This window comes from Microbacterium sp. KR10-403, assembly GCF_040196215.1.
Classification (GTDB): domain Bacteria; phylum Actinomycetota; class Actinomycetes; order Actinomycetales; family Microbacteriaceae; genus Microbacterium.
In genome coordinates this window covers 103,090-124,367 of sequence record NZ_JBEGDC010000004.1, presented here as the reverse complement: position 1 = coordinate 124,367, position 21,278 = coordinate 103,090, and the positions used below count along the sequence as shown (strand labels likewise).

Here is a 21,278-nt window from a genome sequence, read left to right as displayed (position 1 = left end):
CCTGGCACCGCGGGCATGACACGATGGGGAGCATGACCGAGTACGCCACGATTCTCACCGAGACGCGAGGACGCGTCGGGTGGATCACCCTCAATCGCCCCGAAGCACTCAACGCCCTGAACTCGCAGGTCTGCGCCGACGTCGTCGCCGCCGCGACCGCGTTCGACCGCGACCCCGGCATCGGGGCCATCGTCGTGAGCGGCTCCGAGCGGGCGTTCGCCGCCGGCGCCGACATCAAAGAGATGGAGTCGAAGACCTCGCTCGACATGCTCATGGGCGACCACTTCGGCGGCTGGGCCGACTTCGCCGCCGTCCGCACGCCCGTGATCGCCGCGGTCAGCGGCTACGCACTGGGCGGCGGCTGCGAGCTGGCCATGATGTGCGACATCATCTTCGCCGCCGACACCGCGAAGTTCGGGCAGCCAGAGATCAACCTCGGGGTCATCCCCGGCATGGGCGGCACGCAGCGGCTCATCCGCGCGATCGGATACTACAAGGCCGCCGAGCTTGTGCTCACGGGGCGACTGATGGACGCCGACGAGGCCGAGCGCGCGGGGCTCGTGTCGCGCGTCGTGCCGGTCGCCGACCTGCTCGACGAGGCGGGCAAGGCGGCCGAGACAATCGCGTCGAAGTCGCTGCCGAGCGTGTTCGCCGCGAAGGCGGCGCTGGATGCCGCGATGGAGACCACGCTCGCCGAGGGCCTGCGCTTCGAGAAGCAGGCGTTCGCCGGGCTCTTCGACACGCAGGATCAGAAGGAGGGCATGGCGGCCTTCCGCGAGAAGCGCGCACCGGAGTTCGAGAACCGCTGAGGCGTTCTCTGCGCCCCACCCCCCTACGTCGAGACCGGGGATTCTCGTCGAGACCCTGGGCGTCGCCCTGTGTTTCGGCGAGAAGCCCCGGTTTCGTGCCTCGCGGGGTGGGCGACGCCTTCGAATCCAGGCACCTGAGCGTGCCCCGCGGGACGAAGGGCTGAATGCCACGGGCGCAGGGCCCGAGTGCTTCGGGTATCGCCGAGAGTCGTCTGGGGCTGACGCGATACGTCCGGGATGGGGGCGACGCGTTCGAAAAGTGTAGTGAACTTCCGGTTCACACAGCCCCCTCAGCTCTGTGAACCGGAAGTTCAATACGACTGGAAGACGTGTCGGTCCGCGGGGCGGTGCCTCGGCCCGCGGGGTGCCGCCTGGTCGGCCCGCGGGGTGCCGCCTGGGTCCGCCGGGTAGTGCGTCGTCCCGCCGACCACGACTTTGGCTCCGTGCCATTGCCCGGGGCCTATGGCTGAGCGCGCTCGGCGGCGAGCGCCGCAGCCTCGGCCCGCTGCGCGCGGATCACGGCCACGCTCGCGACCGCCATCGCGAGCGCGCCGGCGATGCCCGCGACGACGAACGTCGCCCGCGGCCCGAGCAGGGCGTTGCTCACACCGCCGAGACCCAGAGCGATCAGCGACGCCGTGCGCGCCAGGCCGTTCAGCGCCGCATAGACGCGACCGCGCTGCGCGTCGGGCGTGCGCGAGGTCAGCAGGGCGCCGAACGTCGCATTGCCGGTGCCGAAGGCGGCGATCATCGCGGTCAGCATCACCGCGTAGATCCAGAAGCTCTGCGCCGCACCGGCGGCGATCATGACGAGGGCGGCCGATCCGAAGCCGATCGTCGCTGCCCGGGCGCGGGCGGTGTTGCTGTGGATGCGCCCGGCGATCGCCGCGCCGATGAGCCCGCCGGCGCCCGCGAAGAACTCACTGAGTCCGTACTGCCAGTTGCTCGCGCCCAGCGCGTCGCGCACGAGGAAGACCTCGACGGGATTGATCCCCTCCACGAGCACGACGAACACGAGGATCGCGATGAACAGCGGCACGATGATGCGGTCGCGCATCACGATCCGCAGGCCGGCCGTCCACGTCGCCTTCGGCTCGTCCGCGGCACCCGCGGCCGTCGGCGCATCGACGGACATGTGCCGTCGGGTGCGGATGATGAGGGCCCCTGCCGCGAGCAGCACGTAGGTCGCGGCATCCGCCCAGAATCCCCACGCCACGTCGTCGAGGGTCACCAGCAGGCCACCGAGACCCGCGCCGATGGGCGAGGCGATCGCGGCGAGACCCTGCTGCCACGAGATGGCCTGACCGATGCGGTCTTCGCCGACGATGCGGGGGACCAGCGCGCTCCAGGTCGGCTGTTCGAACGACTGCGCCAGCGAGATCACGACGCCGGTGACGAAGATCATCGCCGTGTCGTGGGCGAAGCCCAGGGCGACGACGGCGGTCGCCTGGACGAGGGATGCCACGACCAGCACGACGCGGGAGTCCATCGTGTCGACGACCCGTCCCGACAGACCCATGGTTGCGATGGCGGGGATGACGAGCGCCGCGAGGAACGCGGCGACGCCGAGGGCGCCCACCCCGCCGTTGTGCAGCAGGAGGATCGCGGCGATCGACGTCACCGAGGTGCCTGCGGTGCTCAGTGCCCGGGCGCTGAGCGCGATACGGGCGTCGCGGATCGCCCACACCGAGTTCTGAAAGGACCGCTTCACAAGTATGAAGGATATGTTTCATAAACGCAGAGCGCAACTAGACTGTCGCTATGGCGGGCAAGAAGGCTGAGCCGATCGAGGTCAAGGACCTCGCTCAGATGCGTGCGCTGGTGCATCCGGCGCGCTGGACGGTCTTGCAGGCCCTCTATGACGGGGACCCGCTGACGGCCACCCAAGCCGCCGAGCTCACCGGCCTGACGCCCTCCGCCATGAGCTACCACCTGAAGCAGCTGGCGAAGATGGGGCTCATCGAACGCGCACCGAAGGCCGACGACGGCCGGGAACGGCCCTGGGTGCCACGCGGCAGCGGGCTGCGCATGTCGGCGCAACCCGACGAGTTCGTCGGCGGCATCATGATGCGCCACCTGATGACCGCGCTCACCAAGGTCGTCGGCGCTCCGCCGCCGAAGGACCCTGAGGAGCGTCCCTGGCCGGCAGGCTACTCACAGATGCGCATGCGCATCTCGAAGGAGCGCCGCAAGGAGATGCTCGAGCGACTGCAGGCGATTCTGGACGAGTATGACGAGGTCGAAGACCCCGATGCGCCCGAGATCGACTTCTTCTTGATCCACGGCCCGCGTGTCGAGCCGGGGGAGGGGCAGGATGCCGCGGCCCCCGCATCGCCCGACGAAGGCGGGGCATCCGCGCGCCGCAGCGCGTAGCGCGGGGGAATCAGCCGAGCCGCCGCCGGTAGGCCAGCATCGCGAACACATACGCGACGATCAGGATGCCGCAGCACCACGCCAGTGCGATCCAGATGTCGCCCGACACGGGGCGCTGGGCCAACAGGTCGCGGATCGTGTTCACGATCGGCGTGACCGGCTGGTACTCGGCGAACCACTTCACCGGTCCCGGCATCGTGTCGGTCGGCACGAACGCCGAGCTGATGAACGGCAGGAAGATCAGCGGATACGAGAACGCGCTGGCCCCGTCGACGGTCTTCGCCGACAGCCCCGCGAGCACAGCGATCCAGGTGAGCACGAGCGTGTACAGCACCAGGATGCCGGCCACGGCCAGCCAGACGCCCACGCCCGCTCCGCTGCGGAAGCCCATGAGCACGCCGACCGCGACCACGAGCACGAGCGAGACGGCGTTGGCGGCGAGCGAGGTGAGCACGTGCGCCCACAGTGCCGCCGACCGGGCGATCGGCATCGACTGGAAGCGCTCGAAGATGCCGCCCCGCAGATCCAGGAACAGCCGGTACGACGTGTAGGCGACACCGGAGCCGATCGTGATGAGCAGGATGCCGGGCAGCATGTAATCGACGGGCGCGGCGTCTCCGGTCCGCATCGCGCCGCCGAAGACGAACACGAACAGCAGCATGATCGCGATCGGCATCACCGCGGTGGTGATGATGGTGTCGAGGCTCCGGGTGACGTGCCGCAGCGAGCGGCCGGTCAGTGTGACGGTGTCGGTCAGGATGCCGGTGGTCACGATCCCTTCTCCCTCGAGGTCGAGCCGACCAAGGCAAGGAAGACCTCTTCGAGCGTCGGCTGCTTCTCGACGAACTCGACCTTCGCCGGAGGCAGGAGTGCCTTGAGCTCGTCGAGCGTGCCGTTCTGGATGATCCGGCCCTCGTGCAGAATCGCGATGCGGTCGGCCAGCTGCTCGGCTTCGTCGAGATACTGCGTGGTCAGCAGCACCGTGGTGCCGCCGGCAGCGAGGCCTCGGATCGCGTCCCACACCTCGTTGCGCGCCTGCGGGTCGAGCCCGGTCGTCGGCTCGTCGAGGAACACGACCGGGGGATCGCCGATCAGGCTCATCGCTATGTCGAGGCGGCGTCGCATGCCGCCGGAGTACGTGCCGGCACGGCGGTCGCCCGCCTCGGTCAGCGAAAAGCGCGCGAGCAGTCGATCGGCGACGGGGCCGGGGTGGGTGACGTGGCGCAGGCGGGCGACGAGCACGAGGTTCTCGCGCCCGGTGAGCACTTCGTCGACCGCGGCGAACTGCCCGGTCAGACTGATCGCCTGCCGCACCGCGGCCGGGTCAGTGGCGACGTCGACGTCTGCGATGCGGGCGGTTCCGGTATCCATTCTCGACAGTGTCGACAGGATGCGGATCAGCGTGGTCTTGCCGGCGCCGTTGGAGCCGAGCAGCGCGAAGATCGTGCCGGGCGCGACGTCGAAGTCGACGCCGCGCAGCACCGCGAGGTCGCCGAACGACTTCTCGACGCCCGCGACGGCGATGGCGGGTGCGGTCATGATCCGCCCTCTTCGGACTCGGCCTTCGTGATCGTGTCGGTCAGGCGTGTGCGTTCCTTGGAGATCCACTCGTCCTCGGAGAAATTGGCCAGGAACGCGTCGGCGAACTCGACCGGGTCGTCACCGACGATCGTGCGGATCGGTGTGGCGTCGGCCGCGGCCTGCTCGAACAGGTCGGCCAGGTCTTCGAGCATCTTCACGAGGGTCGCGCCGCGGGTGATGGCGCCCTTGTACATGAGGTAGCGCTCGACACCCTCGATCGCGGTGCGGTACGGGGCGGGCAGCGCCTTGGTCCGGGCTTTGTACTCCTTCCACCGGCGCTTCTCGCCGAAGTCGCCGACCATCTTCTCGATGAAGTTCGTCATCGCTCTTCTCCTTCGTGCAGGTGCGCGAGTCTGTCGGTGAGGAAGCCCCACGATGTCCAGAAGCCGCGCAGCTGTTCATATCCTCGGGTGTTGAGGGAGTACACCTTGCGGGGCGGGCCCTTTTCGGAGGGCACCTTCTCGACGTCGACCATTCCGCGCTGCTCGATGCGCACGAGGAGCGCATAGACAGTGCCCTCGGCGATATCGGTGAAGCCCTGCTCACGCAGCCACGCCGTGATCTCGTAGCCGTACGCCGGGCGGCGGGCGAGGATCGCCAGGACGATGCCCTCGAGCACCCCCTTGAGCATCTCGGTCTCCTGCTTGCCCACGGCGCCCTCTCTCAGTACTCAGTGTTGCTGATTACCGGTACACGGTAACACTGAGTAGTGAACGGCGGCAAGGCGACCCTCGCCCACACGCGAGATCATCATTGTGCACGCTTTTGGGCAGCAGAACCGTGCACGAGGGTGATCTCGCGGAGAGACGGCGGGAGGACGGTGCCTCCGTCAGAGGGGCTCGGCCACCGGACGCGGGTCGTCGAAGTCGCCGGCGTTGCGGCGCATGCGCGCGACGAGCCCGACCAGCTGTTCGACGTCGGTGCGCTCGAGCCCCGGCTGCTCGAACACCTCGGCGTTCAGTGCTGCCGTGGCGCGCTCGGCGAGCTCGCGACCCGACGCGGTGAGTGCGATGAGCGTCGCCCGGCCGTCGTCGGGATGCGGCTCGCGCCGCACGTGACCGGATGCCTCCAGGCGATCGACGGTGTTCGTCACGCTGGTGGGGTGCACCTGAAGCCTCAACGAGGCCGAGGCCATCGGCATCCTCCCGCTCCTCGTGAAGCTCAGGAGGGTGAGCAGCTCGTAGCGCGCGAAGGTGAGCTTGAAGGGCTTGAGCGTCGCGTCGACGCGGGCCAGCAGCAGCTGCTGCGCGCGCATGATCGAGGTGACCAGGGTCATGCCGGGGGCGGCGTCCGTCCACCCGTGGTCGAGCCACTGGCGCTTCGCCTCGGCGATCGGATCGACCGGCAGTCTCTTCACGCGGGCCACGGGCAACCTCCTGGATCAACGGTAGCGGGTGGCGCGGCGTCGGAGAGAATGGGCGGATGCAGGAGCGAGAAGAGCCATCGCCGATCGCGGCCGCGCTGCGCGCGATCGCGGATGGCGCGCAGATGGATGCTGCTGCTGTGGCCGGCGTCGCCGCCGGTGACGCGGAGGTGGCGGATGCGCTGCTCGACCTCTCGGCCCGGGCTGCGTCGCTGCGGCGGCGCGGCGCCGAGCTTCGCGCACTCGTCTCCTCCACGCGCGAACTCCTGGGCACGCACGACACCGCGGTTCTGCTGCAGCGGATCGTGGAGCGCGCTCACGAGCTGCTCGACGCCGATGTGGCATACCTCTCGGTGTACGAGCCGTCCACGGATGAGCTGTACGTGCGTGCGCAGACAGGAACGATCTCGCCTCGCTTCGCAGGGATGGTGGTGCCGGCGGGCGTCGGCTTGGCAAGCCACATCGTCCGCACCCGACGCCCGCAGAGCGTCGATGACTACCGGGAGATGACCGGCCTGCCGCACGATTCGACGATCGACCAGATCGTGTCGGAGGACCAGTTGCGCGCGCTCGTGGGTGCGCCGCTCGTCGTGGACGGCCAGGTGCTCGGGGTGCTGTTCGCTGCCAGCCGCACCCCGCACTCGTTCCGGGCGGAAGAGATCGCGCTGCTGAGCGCATTCGCAGGCCACGCTGCCCTGGTGCTGCACGTGGCGCGGCTGCTCGCGTCGGCGACCGAGGCCTCGGCAGAGGCGACCTGGCGTCAGCAGCAGGCAGAATGGGCGGCAGCGCTGCACGCGGAGCTCACCGAGCTGGTCGTACGGGGACATCCCGCCGGCGACATCGTCGCCGCGCTGGCGGGAGCGCTGGGGCGAGAGGTGGCCCTGATCGCGCAGGACGAGGCGATCGCGGGGCCGCAGAGCCTGGTGGATGCCGCCGTGCCGTTGCGGGATGCCGCGGCAGAGGCCACCGCGTCCGGTCGCGGGATCGTGCTCGACGGCGGCGCCGTGGAGATGGTCGCCCCGGTTCCGTCTGGAGCAGGCCGGCCCGCCCTGCTCGTCGTGGGGCGGGGCACAGTCCCGATGACGGATGTGGAGCAGCGGACCGTCGAGCGCTCCGCGCTGACCGCCGCGCTGGTCCTTCTGCGTCGCGATGTCGTGGATGACGCCGAAGAACGCGTACGCGGAGAGCTCGCTGCCGACCTCCTGGAGACCGAGAGCAGTCGTCGGTCGGCGCTCCGACGTGCCACAGCGCGTGGTCTGCAGATCGATGGCCCCTGGTGTGCCGTCGTGGTGCCCTCGGCTGTCGGAGATCGTGCCCGTGTCGTCAGCGCTCTGCGCGCGGTCGGGGATCGTCTCGTGACGAAGGTTCCCGACGGCGTCGTTGCGTTCGTGCCCGGCGCGGATGTGGCGGCGATCGGCCGTGGCACGACTCTCGCCGACGTCGCGCCGCTGGTCGTGGTGCGCGCGCATCGAGATCTTGAGCAGGCTGCGGCCGATGCCCGGCATACGCGCCGCGTGGCGGAGCTCGCGCGCGGGTTGGGAGCGTCGGGCATCCTGGATGCGAAGCTGCTTGCGCCATACGCACTGCTCACCGACGGCGACCCGGGGGCGCTGCTCGAATTCGTCGAGGAGATGCTCGCACCGGTTCTCGCCTGGGACGGCCCGGGTGGAACGACCCTCTTCGACACCCTCGTGGCGCTGCAGGACGAGCACTGGGCTGCGAGCGCGACAGCGCGGAGGCTGCATGTTCATCCGAACACTCTCAAGCAGCGACGCTCGCGGCTTCGAGCGCTGCTGGGGGCGGCGATCGACGACCCTGAGGCGCGATTCCGCCTGGAACTCGCCGTGCGCGTCGAGCGGGCCCGTCGCCTTCTCGGCCATGCCGCCCGGTAAGCATTCCGGACACTCGGACCCCGCCCATTGTGGCTGATCTGGACCTGTCTACCTCGGGGCCGGGTTGCTTGGCTGAGAGGGCTGCGGCGAAGACGCCCGCAGGAAAGGAAGCATCGTGGCCACCACCTCTCGACTCAGCGGTCTGCGGAACAGTACGGTCGATGACCGCAGGGCAGCCGTCATCCAGGCGATCGGCCTGGAATCCGACGCGCTCCGTGCGCTCGAGGGCGATGGCCTGTCGATGGACCAAGCGGACCGCATGGTCGAGAACGTGATCGGGCAGCTCGGCGTGCCGGTCGGCGTGGCGACGAACTTCATCGTGAACGGCCGTGAGGTGCTCATCCCGATGGCGACAGAGGAGCCGTCGGTGATCGCTGCAGCATCCAATGTCGCGCGGATGGCGCGCCCGACCGGCGGCATCGTCGCCACAGCCGCGGAGCCGCTCATGCAGGCTCAGGTGCAGCTGCTCGATGTCGCGGATCCGTTCGGCGCGAAGGCGCGCATCCTCGAAGCGCGGCAAGAGATCCTCGATCTCGCCGATGCGCAGGATCCCCGGCTCGTCGAGGTCGGCGGGGGCGCGCGGGACCTTCTGGTGCGTGTGATCGATGGGGCGCCCGCGCCGCACCTGGTCGCGCATCTGGTGGTCGACGTCGGCGATGCCATGGGTGCCAACGCCGTCAACACGATGGCGGAGGCCATCGCGCCGCGCCTGGCCGAGATCACCGGGGGGCGATCTCTGCTGCGCATTCTCACCAACCTCGCCGATCGTCGGGTGGTACGGGCGCGCGTCGTCATCGATCCTGAGCAGATCGGCGGCCCCGCGATCGTCGATGACATCATCGAAGGCGCCCGCCTCGCCGTCGACGACCCGTACCGGGCGGCGACGCACAACAAGGGCATCATGAACGGCGTCACCGCCGTGGTCCTGGCGACGGGCAACGACACGCGGGCCGTCGAGGCCGGCGCGCATTCATACGCCGCACGGGACGGGCAGTACCGATCGCTGAGCCGTTTCGAGAAGGACGCTGACGGACGGCTTGTCGCGACCCTCGAGATGCCGATGGCTGTGGGGCTCGTCGGTGGAGCGACGAAGTCGCACCCCGCCGCTCGCGCCGGCGTCGCGATGACCGAGGTCACGAGAGCCGCCGAACTGGGCGAGCTCATCGCAGCCGTCGGTCTCGCGCAGAACGTCGCGGCGGTCCGCGCACTCGCGGCGGAGGGGATCCAGCGCGGGCACATGGGGCTTCACGCGCGCAACGTGGCGGTCGCCGCCGGAGCCTCCGGTGCCGAGATCGATGAGGTCGCCGCCGAGCTGGTGCGTCGGCGTGCGGTGCGGGCGGACGTCGCCGAGCAGATCCTCGTCGAGCGGAGAAGCGCGCGGTGAGTCGCGACGACGCCCTCCCCGTGCGCGTCGCCGACAGCGCGCTGCCCGCGGAGGTGGAGATCTGGGATGTCGCTCCGCGCGACGGCCTGCAGGCCGAGGCGATGCGGCTCGACGTCGAGCAGAAGGTCGAACTGATCGAACGACTCGTGCGCGCCGGCTTCCCTGTCGTCGAGGTCGGCAGCTTCGTGCGCGCCGACCGCGTGCCGCAGATGGCCGACTCCGCCGATGTCTTCGCGCGTGTGAAGGATCTGCCCGCACGCACACCCGTGCTCGTGCCGAACGTCACCGGCTACGACCACGCTCGCGCCGCCGGGGCTGACGACATCGCCGTGTTCCTCAGCGTCACCGAGACGTTCTCGCGGGAGAACCTCGGTGCGCCGCGTGCTCGCATGGAGGAGATGGTGCAGCGCATCGCGCAGCAGGCCTCCGCCGACGGGGTCCGCGTGCGGGGCTATCTGTCGATGGTGTTCGGCGACCCCTGGGAAGGCGTCGTTGATGAAGGCGAAGTCGTCCGGCTGGCCACGGCGATGCGCGCGTGGGGAATCCGCGAGCTTTCGCTCGGCGACACGATCGGAGTCGCCACCCCGGGCCAGATCAAGCGCATCGTCCGGTTGCTCACGGGCACGGGGATCGCAGTGACCGATCTGGCGCTGCATCTGCACGACACCTACGGCACGGCACTCGCCAATGTGTATGCCGGGCTGGAGGAGGGCGTGCGCACCTTCGATGCTGCGACCGGCGGCGTCGGAGGCTGTCCGTTCGCCAAGTCCGCGACCGGTAATCTCGCCGCGGACGATCTCGTCTGGATGCTCGAGGGACTCGGCATCCGCACCGGCGTCGATCTCGATGCGGTCGTGGAGACGAGCTCCTGGCTGTCGGCCGTACTGCAGCGGCCCATCACATCTCGAGTCGCAACGGCGCTGACGCGTTAGAGAGGAACACCTGTGGAAGACCGCTATCTCGAGGTCTGGGGAGACACCGTCGACAAACGGCATCTCCTGATCTCGATCATCCTGGGCGTCGGCATCTCCGTCCCCGTCTACCTGATCGCCGATTGGCTGTTCGGGATGCTGGCAGACGGCGCCGTCGGACACAGCTATGCCCTGCTGGTCGGTCTGGCCGGCTGCATCGCCGCTGCTGTCGTCGCGGCGCGACTTTTCAAGCCCAAGCGCATCGTCGAGGTCGGCACGGAGCACACCGGCTCGCGTGAAGCCGCGATGGACGCCATCGAGGCGGAGATCGGTCCGCTCGGCGACCCCGACGAGCTGCCGCGTGCGGCGCTCGCCGAGGTGAAGGAGCTCGGGCTGTACGACGATCTCAAGGCGCAGCACGAGAAGAACCGTCGCACGGCCGTCGAGACGGGGGAGCGTGCATGACCGCGCTGCTCGAGCCCACCCTGTGGGCGCTCGGGATGGCTCTGCTCGGGGCCGTCGTCTTCGCCCTCATCGGCCTGGTCTCGGGCACCGATGAGACGGCGACGGTCGCCCCGCTCACGCTTCTCGTGATCCTGCTCGGAGTGCCTCCGGCCGGTGTGTTCGCGTTCTTCATGGCGTCGATTGCCGCCAAGCACGTCACGCACGCGATTCCGACGACTCTCCTCGGCATCCCCGGCGACACGATGGCGGCTCCTCTGCTGCGCGATGCGCAGATGCTGCGCGAGCTGGGCGTGCCCCACATCGCGCTGCGCAAGGCGATCTCGGGCGGTGCGATGGCGGCGCTCATCGCCGTGCCCCTCGCCGTGCTGTTCGCGTGGATCATCACGCCCTTCTCCGACGCGATCAGCGCTGTCGCACCCTGGCTGTTCCTCGCCGCGGCCGTTCTGATCGCGGTCCTGTCGAAGGGGCGATGGGGTGCGCTCATCGCGCTCGTGCCGTTCGTGCTCATCATCGTGGGACTGCAGCAGTTCTCCAGCGACATCCTGGGCAAGGGGCTGTCGATCAGCTTCTTCCTCGGCATCGCGACCGGCCCGCTGATCGCGGACCTCGTGCTCGCGTCGACTCCTGCCGGGAGGCGGAGCATGGCGCGTCCTGGGCCGCGCGTCTTCGAGCTCGCCGCCGACGTGCGGACCTGGTCCGGCCGGATGCCGAACCCAGCCAAGGTGCTCGACCGCACGCAGTTCTGGGGCACCGCGGGGGCGGCAGCCGTCTCGAGCGCCACCTTCGTGTTCTCGCCGGTCGCGATGACGGTGATGATGGGCGAGCTGTTCGGCGGGCGCATCAAGAACGGCTACCGGAAGCTGACCACCCTCATGGCGGTGAAGAACGGCACGACCGAGTCGACCTACATCGCCGAGACCCTCATCCCGCTCATCGCGATCGGCCTGCCGCTGTCGCCGATGGCCGCGGGGCCGGCCAACCCGCTGTTCAACGCACCGCCGGTGTTCACGATCGACACCGAGACGGGGGCGACGCACAACCTGCATGATCTGCTCGGACCTTGGCAGTTCCTTGTGTTCGGTCTGCTTGCCGTCATCATCGCGCTGCTGATCACGTACCCGTTCGCGATGACGCAGGCGCACCGTGCGGCGTCGTGGATCATGCGGCATGTCTCGCACGAGGCGATCATCGGCGCCTTCGCCGGACTGATCGCGGTCATCTGCCTCTACGAAGGCGGCATCGTGGCGATCCTGGTCGCGGTGACGGTCGGTCTGGTCGGTGGTCTCATGAATCGCCTGTTCGCCATGCACACGGGCGTGCAGTTCATGGGGTACTACGTCGCGGCCCTGACCGTCCCGGCGATCGGCGGTCTGTTCTCCTGACGGCGATGACAGCGATGCGGGGTGCGACGTTCTCGTCGCGCCCCGCATCGCTGTGCGCGCATCCTCGTCGAACCCCACAAACAACACCGTGAAGACGCGTTCCACTTCGTGGAATGTATACATTGACCGAACGGTTGCGGGGATTTTCCCGGCCGTACCCCCGAGATTGGGTACATTCGCCGTGCTTGGCTAGACTCAGACCCGCCGAAGGAGTTGCCTCTATGAAGATCATCGTCCTGGTCAAGGAAGTCCCGGATACGTACGGGGACCGCAAACTGGATCTCGAGACGGGGCTCGCGGATCGTGCCGCGAGCGAGCCCGTTCTCGACGAGATCAGCGGGCGCGCGCTTGAGGTCGCGCTCTCGTATGCCGACAAGAATGCGGGCACCGAGGTCGTCGTGCTGTCGATGGCACCCGAGACGGCGCAGGCGACGATCCGCAAGGGGCTCGCGATGGGTGCGGGAACGGCGGTGCAGATCGTCGACGAGGCGCTGCTGGGCGCCGATCTGGGTCTGAGTGCCGAGGCGCTCGCCGCCGCGATCCGCGAGATCGGCTTCGACCTGGTGATCACCGGCAACCAGTCCACCGACGGCTCGGGCGGCGTGCTGCCGGCGATGATCGCCGAGCTGCTCGACGTGCCGCAGGCGACGGGGCTGAACAGCGTCGAGATCGCCGATGCGCAGGTCTCGGGCGAGCGCGCGATCGACGGCGGAACGGCGAGCGTGACCGCGCAGCTGCCGGCCGTGATCTCGATCACCGAGCGCCTCCCCGACGCCCGGTTCCCCAACTTCAAGGGCATCATGGCGGCGAAGAAGAAGCCGTATGAGACCAAGACGCTCGCCGATCTGGGGGTGGATGCGGCAGACCCGGCGGCATCCCGCTCGATCATGATCGCCGTGAGCGAGAAGCCCGCGCGTGCGGCGGGCACCAAGATCGTCGACGAGGGCGACGCGGGTGTGAAGCTCGCCGAGTTCCTGATCCAGAACCGACTGGCCTGAGGTGAGCGACATGGCTGATTACGCTGCAGATTCGATCCTCGTCCTTCTCGACACGACCCCGTCGGGCGAGCTGGCGAAGTCCTCCGCCGCGCTGCTGGGTGCGGCATCCACCATCGGCACTCCTGTCGCGCTCGTCGTGGGCGACGAGAAGCTGGGGGATGCCGCGGCCGCCCTCGGCGCGACGCGCGTGCTGGTCGCACCCGCCGGCGAGGGCCTGACGGTCCCCGTCGTCGACGCGCTGGCGGCTGCCGCCGAGCGCGTGCAGCCCGACGCGATCCTCATCTCGCACTCGGTCGACGGACGCGACGTCGCCGGCCGTTACGCCGCCCGCACCCGCTCGGCGCTCGCCGTCGACGCGGTCGGCGTCGGCCGTGACGACGAGGGCATCGTCGCCCACCACGCGGTGTACGGCGGCATGTTCAACGCCGATTCGGCGGCGACCTTCGGCGCCCCGGTGATCCTGGTGCGCCAGGGTGCGGTCGAGGAGCGCGCCGAGGCCCGGCCGGCCTCCGTCGAGGAGCTTGAGGTCACGCCGTCGGGCCGCAAGGCCGCGACCGTGACCGCGGTGCAGGAGAGCACCGAGACCTCGACCCGGCCTGAGCTGCGCGGTGCCGCGAAGGTCGTCTCTGGTGGCCGCGGACTGGGCTCGGGCGAGAAGTTCGCCCTCGTCGACGAGCTCGCCGACGTGCTCGGAGCCGCGGTGGGCGCCTCGCGCGCGGCCGTCGACGCCGGATACGTTCCGCAGTCGTACCAGGTCGGCCAGACCGGCGTCTCGGTATCGCCGCAGCTGTACATCGCGCTGGGCATCTCCGGTGCGATCCAGCACAAGGCCGGCATGCAGACGGCCAAGACGATCGTCGCGATCAACAAGGACGCGGACGCCCCGATGTTCGACATCGCGGACTTCGGCGTCGTCGGCGACCTGTTCACGGTCGTGCCGCAGCTGATCGAGACGCTCAAGGCGCGGAAGCAGTAGCCGTGGCGACCTACGCGCGCACGGTTCGCCGCGGGCTGCCGCGCACTCCCGACGGCGAGCCCTGGCCGCCCGCCGGCGAGGCGCCGGTCGAGGTCGCCGATCCGGTCGAGACGACGATGGATGCCGCGGCCGCCGCGCCCGCGGCGGTCGTCGCCGACGCGCCGGTCGTTGAGCAGGCGACGCGAGACGAAGCACCGGTCGCTGCGGCACCTGCTTCGGCCGCCTCTTCGTCTCAGCCCTCCGGACCCCGCTCAGGGACCTCGCTGCGCCGCGGCCTGCCGCGTGTGGCAGGCGGAGAGCCCTGGCCGCCGGCGGACTTCGCGCCCGCCGTCGTCGCCGAACCCGAGGTCGCTGAGCAAGCGGCGCAGCCGCGAGACGAAGCGCCGTCGGCCGCCGCTGCACCTGCTTCGACCGCCCCTTCGTCTCAGCCCTCCGGGCCTCGCTCAGGGACCTCGGTCTCCGACACGGCCCTGCGCCGAGGCCTGCCGCGCACCAAGGGCGGCGAGCCGTGGCCTCCGGCCGGCTTCGCGCCCGCCGTCGCCGCAGAGCCCGTGGCCGCAGAGCCCGTCGCCGCAGAGCCCGAGGCCGCAGCACCCGCACAGCCGACCGCGGCACCGACGACCGGCCGCCGTTCCGGCCTGCCGCGCCCGGGCGCCGCGGCCGCGGCATCCACCCCCGCCGTTCCGGCCGCCGCGGCTTCTGCGGTCCCTGCCGAGCTCGCCCCGCTGCCGTTCACGAGCAGCGTGCACGCCGGTGCCGCCGCCGCGCGGTGGGAAGCGGATCGTGCCCGCACGATCCCCAAGCGCAAGCCCATCGAGCAGCCCGAACCGGTGCGCCACGGCCCGTTCACGACGGGCCAGTGGGTCGGGGCGGCGATCGTCATGGTCATCGTCATCGTCGGCGCGTTCGCGATGCTGTCGATGCTCACCCGCTGGTTCTTGAGCCTGGACTTCATGGAGAGCTTCCTGAAGACCTACCCGGGGGCGTACGAGCTGCCCGAGTCGGCGCCGGTCGGGTTCCCGGTGTGGCTGAACTGGCAGCACTTCCTCAACATCTTCTTCATGGTGCTGATCATCCGGTCGGGTCTCATGGTGCGGCACCAGAAGCGCCCGCCGGCCTTCTGGAGCACCCGCGGCAATCCCAAGCGCAAGATCAGCATCAACCTGTGGTTCCACCAGTCGCTCGACATCCTGTGGCTGGTGAACGGCGTGATCTTCGTCGTGCTGCTGTTCGCGACCGGGCAGTGGATGCGGCTCGTCCCTACCGACTGGTCGGTCTTCCCGAACGCGCTGTCGGCGGGCCTGCAGTACCTGTCGATGGACTGGCCGATCGAAGACGGCTGGGTCAACTACAACAGCCTGCAGCAGATCGCGTACTTCGCGGTCGTGTTCCTCGCGGCCCCGCTCGCGGCGATCACCGGCGTGCGCATGAGCGGCGTGTGGCCGAGCAACGCGAAGACGCTGAACAAGATCTACCCGGTCGAGTGGGCGCGTGCCGTGCACTTCCCTACGATGCTGTTCTTCGTGCTCTTCATCGTCGCGCACGTGACGCTGGTGGTGACCACCGGCTTCCTGCACAACCTGAACGCGATGTTCGCCTCGAACGCGGGTGACGGCTGGATCGGCTTCTGGTTCTTCGTGGGCGCGATGATCATCGTCGTCGCGGGTTGGGTCGCGGCGCGCCCGCTCGTGCTCGCCCCGATCGCGAAGCTCTTCGGCAACGTCAGCGAGCGCTGAGCCCGGCTGACCCGGTCGCTGCGCGCGCGGCGGCCGGGTCAGACCGGGGGATATCCCCACCCCGGATCTGCGGGTCTCCGTGATGTGCGGGGGACATGCCACGCCCTAGCGTGGGGGACATGACTTCGACAACGACCGATCGGGCGCCGCGGGTGTTCACCCCGGCCCGCGTGCTGGGGGCGATCGCGCAGCTGGCCGCTGTGGCGGTGGCCTGGACCGGCGCCTTCATCGTCCTGTCCACCCTGTTCGCCGCCGGGGTTCCGCTGGTCTTCGCGGCGGGCATCGGGCTCGTGCTGCTGCTCGGCTTCGTCTACGGACTGTATGCGCTCGGCTGGCTCGAGACCGCCCGGGTGGACGGTCTGTACGGCTTCGGCATCGCGCCGCTGCCGCCGCGCACAAGCGGCCGTCCCGGCTTCACCGGGTGGCTGCGGACGGTGTGGCTGCAGTTCATCGACGGCCGGATGTGGCGGGGTGTCGCGAGCGCGGCGATCGCGGTGGTGATGGGCTGGGCGGTGATCGGGCTGCTGAGCATGCTCGGCTCGGGCGTCGCGATGGCGTTCTCGCCGCTGGTGCCCGGCGACCCCGACAGCCTTCGCCTCTTGGGGGTGAACCTCCAGGTTCCCGCTTCGTGGGCCGTCGGCGTCGGCATCTTCGCAGCACTCGTGGCGATCGCCGGTCTTCTCGGCCTCGCGGCGCTGCACGGCGTGCTCGCGCGGGCGATCCTCGTGCCGTCGCGCGAAGCGCAGCTGGCCGCCGAGGCCCGCACCGCCCAGGCACAGCGCGGGGGCGCGGTGCGCGCCGCCGACGTCGAGCGCACGCGCATCGAGCGCGACCTGCACGACGGTGTCCAGCCGCGGCTGGTCTCGGTCGGCATGACGCTGGGCATGGCGCAGCAGAAGATCGACGAGGACCCCGAGGCGGCCCGACAGCTCATCGCCGAGGCACACACCTCGACCAAGGCGGCGATCACCGAGCTGCGGCAGCTGGCCCGCGGCATCCACACCTCCATCCTCGATGACCGGGGGCTGGATGCCGCGCTGTCGGCCCTCGCCGGGCGCTCGCCGATCCCCGTCCAGCTCGATTCCCAACTCACGCAGCGGTGCAGTCCGCAGACCGAGACCGCCGTCTACTACGTGATCGCCGAGTCGCTCACGAACGCGGCCAAGCACTCACGCGCCGCCGAGTGCCGCGTGATCGTTCGCCAGCGCGAGGGCGGCATCCTCTGGGCGCGCATCGAAGACAACGGCGTCGGCGGGGCGACCGTCGTCCCCGGCGGGGGACTCGACGGCCTGTCGAACCGCGTCCTCGGCGTCGGCGGCACGCTGACGGTCACGAGCCCGGCCGGCGGCCCCACGACGGTGGAGGTGAGCGTGCCGTGCGCGTTCTGATCTGCGAAGACTCGGTCCTTCTGCGCGAGGGTCTCATGCGGCTGCTGGAGGATGCCGGCCATGAGGTGGTCGCAGCCCTCCCCGATGCCGCCGAGCTCGACGACACCGTGACCGAGACCGCGCCCGATCTGTGCATCCTCGACGTGCGGCTGCCTCCGACGCGCACCGACGAGGGCATCCGGGCGGCGCTGCGACTGCGGGCCGCGAACCCCGAGCTGCCGATCCTCGTGCTCTCGCAGTACGTCGAGGAACGCTATGCGGCCGACCTCATCGCCGGGCGCGGCGGGGCACTCGGATATCTGCTCAAAGACCGCGTGGCCGATGTCGCAGACTTCCTCCAGACGCTGAAGCAGATCGCCGGCGGCGCGACCGTGTTCGACCCCGAGGTCGTCGCGCAGCTGCTCAGCCGCCGGACGCAGGATGAGCGGATGCAGCGGCTCACGGCCCGTGAGGCGACCGTGCTCGCGCTGATCGCCGAGGGCAAATCGAACCAGGCCATCGCCCAGACGCTGTACATCACCGAGGGCAGCGTGGAGAAGCACATCACCTCGGTGTTCCAGAAGCTCGACCTCGAGCAGGACGAATCAGGCAACCGGCGGGTGCTGGCGGCACTCGCCCACATCGCACACAGCGGCGACGCGCCGCAGGCAGGAGAGGACCGATGAACACGACACAGGGAGCACGGGCGGTCGCGATCGTCGCGATCGTGCTCGGCGGCGCACTGGCCGTCGGCTCGGTCGGCACCGCCGCGGCATCCACCCTCGCCTCCGCCGCGCAGCAGACGAGCAGCCGGACGATCGCGGTGGACGGGGTCGACGCCATCGACCTGGACATGGGCGCGGGATCCATCCAGGTCGAGTTCGCCGCGGTCGACCAGGCCGAGCTCAGCGTCACCGGCGGCATCAGCGCCGACCGGTGGACGCTGCGCAAGGAGGGGACGGCGCTGCGCGTCGCCTCGCCCGACGGGCACTTCTGGTCATGGATCGGACTGTTCGGCTCGCACAACGGCAAGGCCGTGCTGCGGCTGCCGCAGTCGCTGGCGGGCGTCGACGCCGATCTCGACCTCGCGGCGGGAGCGCTCACCGCCGACGGCCGCTTCGGCGATCTGACCGTGTCGGCGGGAGCCGGTCGCCTGCAGGTGCAGGGCTCGGCCGACACCCTCTCGGCCGAGATCGACGCGGGCAGCGCCGACCTGCAGCTGGCCGACGTCGGCAGCGCCGACCTCGAGCTGAATGCGGGGCAGATGGACGCCCGGTTCACCGGTGCACAGCCGCAGCGCATGACGCTGTCGGCCAACGCCGGAAGCTTGAACGTCGTCGTGCCCGAGGGGCAGTACGCGGTGACGCAGGAGACGGATGCCGGAACCTTCGACAACCGCATCGGCTCGGTGCCCGGCGCGGCCAGCACCGTTCAGGTGAGCGTGTCGGCCGGCAGCGTGACGCTGTCGAACGGCCGCTGAGCGGCCGAGTCACTCAGCGGAGGGCGCGACTCACTCGGCGGTGTCGCGCCCTTCCCACATCTCCTCGATGCCGGCCGCGTAGCCCTGGTCGTAGGCCTCATCGGCGCCGAGGCGGAACATGTCGCGCTCTGCGGAGCGCACGATCGAGCGGGCCCCGGGCAGGTCGAGGTCGCCGACGAGGTCGGCGCGCCCCCGGACGACGGCCACCGGCCTGCGCGCCGCCTTGCCCTTGACAAGTTCGGCGGCCGATGCGATCTCGTCGGCCACGCACGGCATGGTCACGACGAGCGGGCGGCCTTCGGTATCGGTCTGTCCGCGCAGGTCTTCGAACACCGCGACCCCGGCCGCGCCGATCGCGGCGTCGGTCTGCCCCTCGCGCCACGCACGTCCGAGCGTGTCGGAGACGATGACGCCCACGCGCACGCCGAGCAGCTCGCGCAGCCCGGTGGCGAGGGAGCGGGCGGAGGCATCCGGGTCCACCGGCAGCAGCAGCACGGTGCCGGTCGGGGTGTTCGACGCATCGACGCCGGCGGCAGCCGACACGATGCCCAGACGGTTCTCGACGATGCGGGTCACATGCCCCGATTCGGAGGTGCGGGATGCCACGACCCGCACGGTCTCGGCGGTGATGGCGTCTTCGCGGTCATCGGCCTCGACCGTGCGCCCCTCGGCCTTGGAGACGATCTTCGAGGTGACCACGACGATGTCGCCGTCGCGCAGGGTGTCACCGGCCGCATCGGCGATGATCGCCACGAGATCTGCACCGACGGTGATCTCGGGGATGCTCTCGAGAGCCTGGATCTGCAGCACGATCAGCGGACGAATCGCACCTCGGTGAGCTGCTCACCGAGGAAGGGCTCGGTGTGGCGCGCGCCGTCGAGGGCGAACCCGTTGCGCACGTAGAAGCGATGTGCGCGAGGGTTGTCTTCGGCGACCCACAGATAGAGGGGCTCGCCCTCGTCGACCGCGGCGTCGAACAGGCGGCGGCCCAGGCCGCTGCCGTGATACTCCGCAAGGAGGTAGATGAAGTACAGCTCGCGGTTGCGGGGGGCGTCCTTGTCGCGTGCCGGTCCCGAGCCGACGAAGCCGACGATCTCACCGTCGACGAGCGCCGCGCTCATCTTGAACTCAGGGCCCTGAACGGCCCAATGGGTCCATAGTTCGGCGAGGCGCTTCGGCGACACGCTCTCGAGCGCGGCCTTGCTGATGAGGTGGTCGTACGTTTCGTGCCAGCAGGTGGCGTGCACTCGTCCGAGGGCTTCCGCGTCCACGTCGCGAACCGGACGGACGACGATGTCTGTCTGCAGTTGGGCGTCCATGGCCAGACTCTACGCGGCCGCGCGCGATGGGGGAAATCGAGGGCGTCCTGCGCGTTGTACCGAACCGTCCCGACGCAGAACGCTCAGCGCAACCCGATGCGGCGCGCGGTCCTCGGGTTGGCCGGGCAGTCGTCGGCCAGCAGGACGGCATGCTGCCAGCCGAGGTCCTGGATCGCCATGCCGCGGTCGGCGAGGTCCGCGATGAGGGATGCCGCGGCCGTCGTGAACTCGCGGCGCAGGTCGTATCCGCGGATCATCGACAGCACAGCCCGCACCCGCCCGGCGTCGTCGGGAGCGTCATCGATCCACAGCACGATGACGCCCAGCGCCGAGAACGGGCCGATGCGGTGGACGAGCGTCTCGATGCCCGAGGCGAAGAGGGTGAGGTCCTCCGCGGTGGAACCGCGGCGGTAGAGGGCACGGACGCCGGCGACATCCGGTCGGCGGCGCACACGGAAGTGCTGCTGGTCGAACGCATGGTCCGCGGCATCCACCAGCTCGTCCACCGCGTCCGCGGGAGCGGTGACGATGCGCGCGCCCTGCAGTGAGAGCCGTGGTCCCCGTGCGCGCATGTGCTGTGCCCTTCCGGAGTGAGCATAGCCGCGGACACGTCCGGTCCCATTGTCGATGACCGCCAACCGAATCAGCACATCGTCGGAGACCGGGTACGATGCCGGTTCGTGAATGTCATCTGGCGGACGATCCTCATCCACCTGCGCGCGCGACGACGCCTGCGCCGGGGCGACAGCCTCGCGATGGACGGCGTGAGCCGCATCCGGCTGACCACGCTGCCGACCGACATCGACATCCTCATGCACATGAACAACGGCCGCTACGCGTCCCTCTTCGACCTGGGACGCTGGGACCTCCTCGTGCGCACCGGTTTCTGGGACATCATGCGCGCCCACGACTGGTACGCGGTGGTCTCGGCCGAGACGATCACGTTCCGCAAGTCGCTGCAGCTCTGGCAGCGGTTCGACATCGAATCGCGGATGCTCGGGCACGACGACCGCGGCGTGTACATGGAGCACCGGGTCGTCGTCGACGGCGAGGTCTACACGCGGGCCATCGTGCGCTCGCGGATGATGCGCAAGTCGGGCGGGACACTCCCGCACGACGAGCTGTTCGCGGTGATCGGGTCGATGGACGGGATGCCGGAGGTCGAGCCGTGGGTGCGCGACTGGGCCGCGGCATCCCGTCTGCCCTCCACGCGGGAGAGCGCCCCCAGCGTGTGGGGGTGAC

The 21,278-nt window shown here is 69.9% G+C and carries 23 protein-coding genes; 14 read left to right on the top strand and 9 right to left on the bottom strand.

Translation table 11 applies throughout. From position 1 onward, the window contains the following. Positions 1-32: 32 nt before the first annotated feature. Entirely contained in the window at positions 33-809 is a 777-nt protein-coding gene (locus ABMQ42_RS09895) for an enoyl-CoA hydratase (protein WP_349722817.1), read from the top strand. Between the two features lie 460 nt (positions 810-1,269). Here ABMQ42_RS09895 and ABMQ42_RS09890 read toward each other — a convergent pair whose 3' ends face one another. After that, positions 1,270-2,520, bottom strand: a complete 1,251-nt coding sequence (locus ABMQ42_RS09890) for an MFS transporter (RefSeq protein WP_349722816.1) — start codon at positions 2,518-2,520, stop codon at positions 1,270-1,272. Positions 2,521-2,570: 50 nt separating this feature from the next. Here ABMQ42_RS09890 and ABMQ42_RS09885 point away from each other — a divergent pair, with 50 nt between their 5' ends. After that, positions 2,571-3,182: a MarR family winged helix-turn-helix transcriptional regulator gene (locus tag ABMQ42_RS09885; RefSeq protein ID WP_349722815.1), complete on the top strand. Its 612-nt coding sequence runs from the start codon at positions 2,571-2,573 to the stop codon at positions 3,180-3,182. Positions 3,183-3,192: 10 nt separating this feature from the next. Here ABMQ42_RS09885 and ABMQ42_RS09880 read toward each other — a convergent pair whose 3' ends face one another. The 5 genes from ABMQ42_RS09880 to ABMQ42_RS09860 form a co-directional block, all read right to left on the bottom strand. Continuing rightward, positions 3,193-3,954, bottom strand: a complete 762-nt coding sequence (locus ABMQ42_RS09880; protein WP_349722814.1) for an ABC transporter permease — start codon at positions 3,952-3,954, stop codon at positions 3,193-3,195. Continuing rightward, positions 3,951-4,721, bottom strand: coding sequence for an ABC transporter ATP-binding protein (locus ABMQ42_RS09875; RefSeq protein WP_349722813.1), 771 nt, complete (start codon positions 4,719-4,721; stop codon positions 3,951-3,953). The genes ABMQ42_RS09880 and ABMQ42_RS09875 overlap by 4 nt, the downstream gene beginning before the upstream one ends. After that, entirely contained in the window at positions 4,718-5,086 is a 369-nt protein-coding gene (locus ABMQ42_RS09870; protein WP_349722812.1) for a DUF1048 domain-containing protein, read from the bottom strand. Before ABMQ42_RS09870 ends, ABMQ42_RS09875 begins: the two co-directional genes overlap by 4 nt. After that, positions 5,083-5,415, bottom strand: a complete 333-nt coding sequence (locus ABMQ42_RS09865) for a PadR family transcriptional regulator (protein ID WP_349722811.1) — start codon at positions 5,413-5,415, stop codon at positions 5,083-5,085. The genes ABMQ42_RS09870 and ABMQ42_RS09865 overlap by 4 nt, the downstream gene beginning before the upstream one ends. Positions 5,416-5,592: 177 nt before the next feature. After that, positions 5,593-6,129 (bottom strand): MarR family winged helix-turn-helix transcriptional regulator, encoded by a 537-nt coding sequence (locus ABMQ42_RS09860; RefSeq protein WP_349722810.1) that lies wholly within the window; start codon positions 6,127-6,129, stop codon positions 5,593-5,595. A gap of 56 nt (positions 6,130-6,185) precedes the next feature. On the opposite strand from ABMQ42_RS09860, the gene ABMQ42_RS09855 reads away from it, so the two are divergent. The 11 genes from ABMQ42_RS09855 (at position 6,186) to ABMQ42_RS09805 (ending at position 18,717) form a co-directional block, all read left to right on the top strand. After that, positions 6,186-8,018 carry a helix-turn-helix domain-containing protein gene (locus ABMQ42_RS09855; RefSeq protein ID WP_349722809.1) on the top strand — a complete coding sequence of 611 codons (1,833 nt, stop codon included), beginning with the start codon at positions 6,186-6,188 and terminating at the stop codon, positions 8,016-8,018. A gap of 115 nt (positions 8,019-8,133) precedes the next feature. Continuing rightward, positions 8,134-9,402 (top strand): hydroxymethylglutaryl-CoA reductase, degradative, encoded by a 1,269-nt coding sequence (locus tag ABMQ42_RS09850; protein ID WP_349722808.1) that lies wholly within the window; start codon positions 8,134-8,136, stop codon positions 9,400-9,402. After that, positions 9,399-10,334, top strand: a complete 936-nt coding sequence (locus tag ABMQ42_RS09845; protein WP_349722807.1) for a hydroxymethylglutaryl-CoA lyase — start codon at positions 9,399-9,401, stop codon at positions 10,332-10,334. Before ABMQ42_RS09850 ends, ABMQ42_RS09845 begins: the two co-directional genes overlap by 4 nt. A 12-nt stretch (positions 10,335-10,346) precedes the next feature. Then, positions 10,347-10,778 (top strand): hypothetical protein, encoded by a 432-nt coding sequence (locus tag ABMQ42_RS09840; protein WP_349722806.1) that lies wholly within the window; start codon positions 10,347-10,349, stop codon positions 10,776-10,778. Next, positions 10,775-12,160 carry a tripartite tricarboxylate transporter permease gene (locus ABMQ42_RS09835; protein ID WP_349722805.1) on the top strand — a complete coding sequence of 462 codons (1,386 nt, stop codon included), beginning with the start codon at positions 10,775-10,777 and terminating at the stop codon, positions 12,158-12,160. Before ABMQ42_RS09840 ends, ABMQ42_RS09835 begins: the two co-directional genes overlap by 4 nt. A 221-nt stretch (positions 12,161-12,381) precedes the next feature. Beyond that, positions 12,382-13,158 (top strand): electron transfer flavoprotein subunit beta/FixA family protein, encoded by a 777-nt coding sequence (locus ABMQ42_RS09830; RefSeq protein ID WP_349722804.1) that lies wholly within the window; start codon positions 12,382-12,384, stop codon positions 13,156-13,158. A 10-nt stretch (positions 13,159-13,168) separates the two neighbouring features. Then, complete coding sequence (locus ABMQ42_RS09825; RefSeq protein ID WP_349722803.1) at positions 13,169-14,134, top strand: electron transfer flavoprotein subunit alpha/FixB family protein; 966 nt, start codon at positions 13,169-13,171, stop codon at positions 14,132-14,134. A 2-nt stretch (positions 14,135-14,136) separates the two neighbouring features. Further along, the gene (locus tag ABMQ42_RS09820) at positions 14,137-15,870 is read left to right on the top strand and encodes a cytochrome b/b6 domain-containing protein (RefSeq protein ID WP_349722802.1); all 1,734 of its coding nucleotides are present in this window, start codon (positions 14,137-14,139) and stop codon (positions 15,868-15,870) included. A 119-nt stretch (positions 15,871-15,989) separates the two neighbouring features. Next, a complete protein-coding gene (locus ABMQ42_RS09815) occupies positions 15,990-17,258 on the top strand; it encodes a sensor histidine kinase (RefSeq protein ID WP_349722801.1) in 1,269 nt (422 codons plus the stop codon). After that, positions 17,246-17,923, top strand: a complete 678-nt coding sequence (locus tag ABMQ42_RS09810; protein WP_349722800.1) for a response regulator — start codon at positions 17,246-17,248, stop codon at positions 17,921-17,923. The genes ABMQ42_RS09815 and ABMQ42_RS09810 overlap by 13 nt, the downstream gene beginning before the upstream one ends. Beyond that, on the top strand, positions 17,920-18,717 hold the full coding sequence (locus ABMQ42_RS09805) for a DUF4097 family beta strand repeat-containing protein (protein ID WP_349722799.1): 798 nt from the start codon (positions 17,920-17,922) through the stop codon (positions 18,715-18,717). Before ABMQ42_RS09810 ends, ABMQ42_RS09805 begins: the two co-directional genes overlap by 4 nt. A 30-nt stretch (positions 18,718-18,747) precedes the next feature. Here ABMQ42_RS09805 and cofE read toward each other — a convergent pair whose 3' ends face one another. The 3 genes from cofE to ABMQ42_RS09790 all read right to left on the bottom strand — a co-directional run bounded on the left by cofE (position 18,748) and on the right by ABMQ42_RS09790 (position 20,608). Continuing rightward, positions 18,748-19,527 (bottom strand): coenzyme F420-0:L-glutamate ligase, encoded by a 780-nt coding sequence (cofE, locus tag ABMQ42_RS09800; protein ID WP_502884666.1) that lies wholly within the window; start codon positions 19,525-19,527, stop codon positions 18,748-18,750. A gap of 2 nt (positions 19,528-19,529) precedes the next feature. Continuing rightward, the gene (locus ABMQ42_RS09795) at positions 19,530-20,036 is read right to left on the bottom strand and encodes a GNAT family N-acetyltransferase (protein WP_349722798.1); all 507 of its coding nucleotides are present in this window, start codon (positions 20,034-20,036) and stop codon (positions 19,530-19,532) included. 83 nt (positions 20,037-20,119) lie between these two features. Beyond that, positions 20,120-20,608 carry a hypothetical protein gene (locus tag ABMQ42_RS09790; protein WP_349722797.1) on the bottom strand — a complete coding sequence of 163 codons (489 nt, stop codon included), beginning with the start codon at positions 20,606-20,608 and terminating at the stop codon, positions 20,120-20,122. A gap of 108 nt (positions 20,609-20,716) precedes the next feature. Here ABMQ42_RS09790 and ABMQ42_RS09785 point away from each other — a divergent pair, with 108 nt between their 5' ends. Next, positions 20,717-21,277, top strand: a complete 561-nt coding sequence (locus tag ABMQ42_RS09785) for an acyl-CoA thioesterase (protein ID WP_349722796.1) — start codon at positions 20,717-20,719, stop codon at positions 21,275-21,277. Position 21,278: the final 1 nt, after the last annotated feature.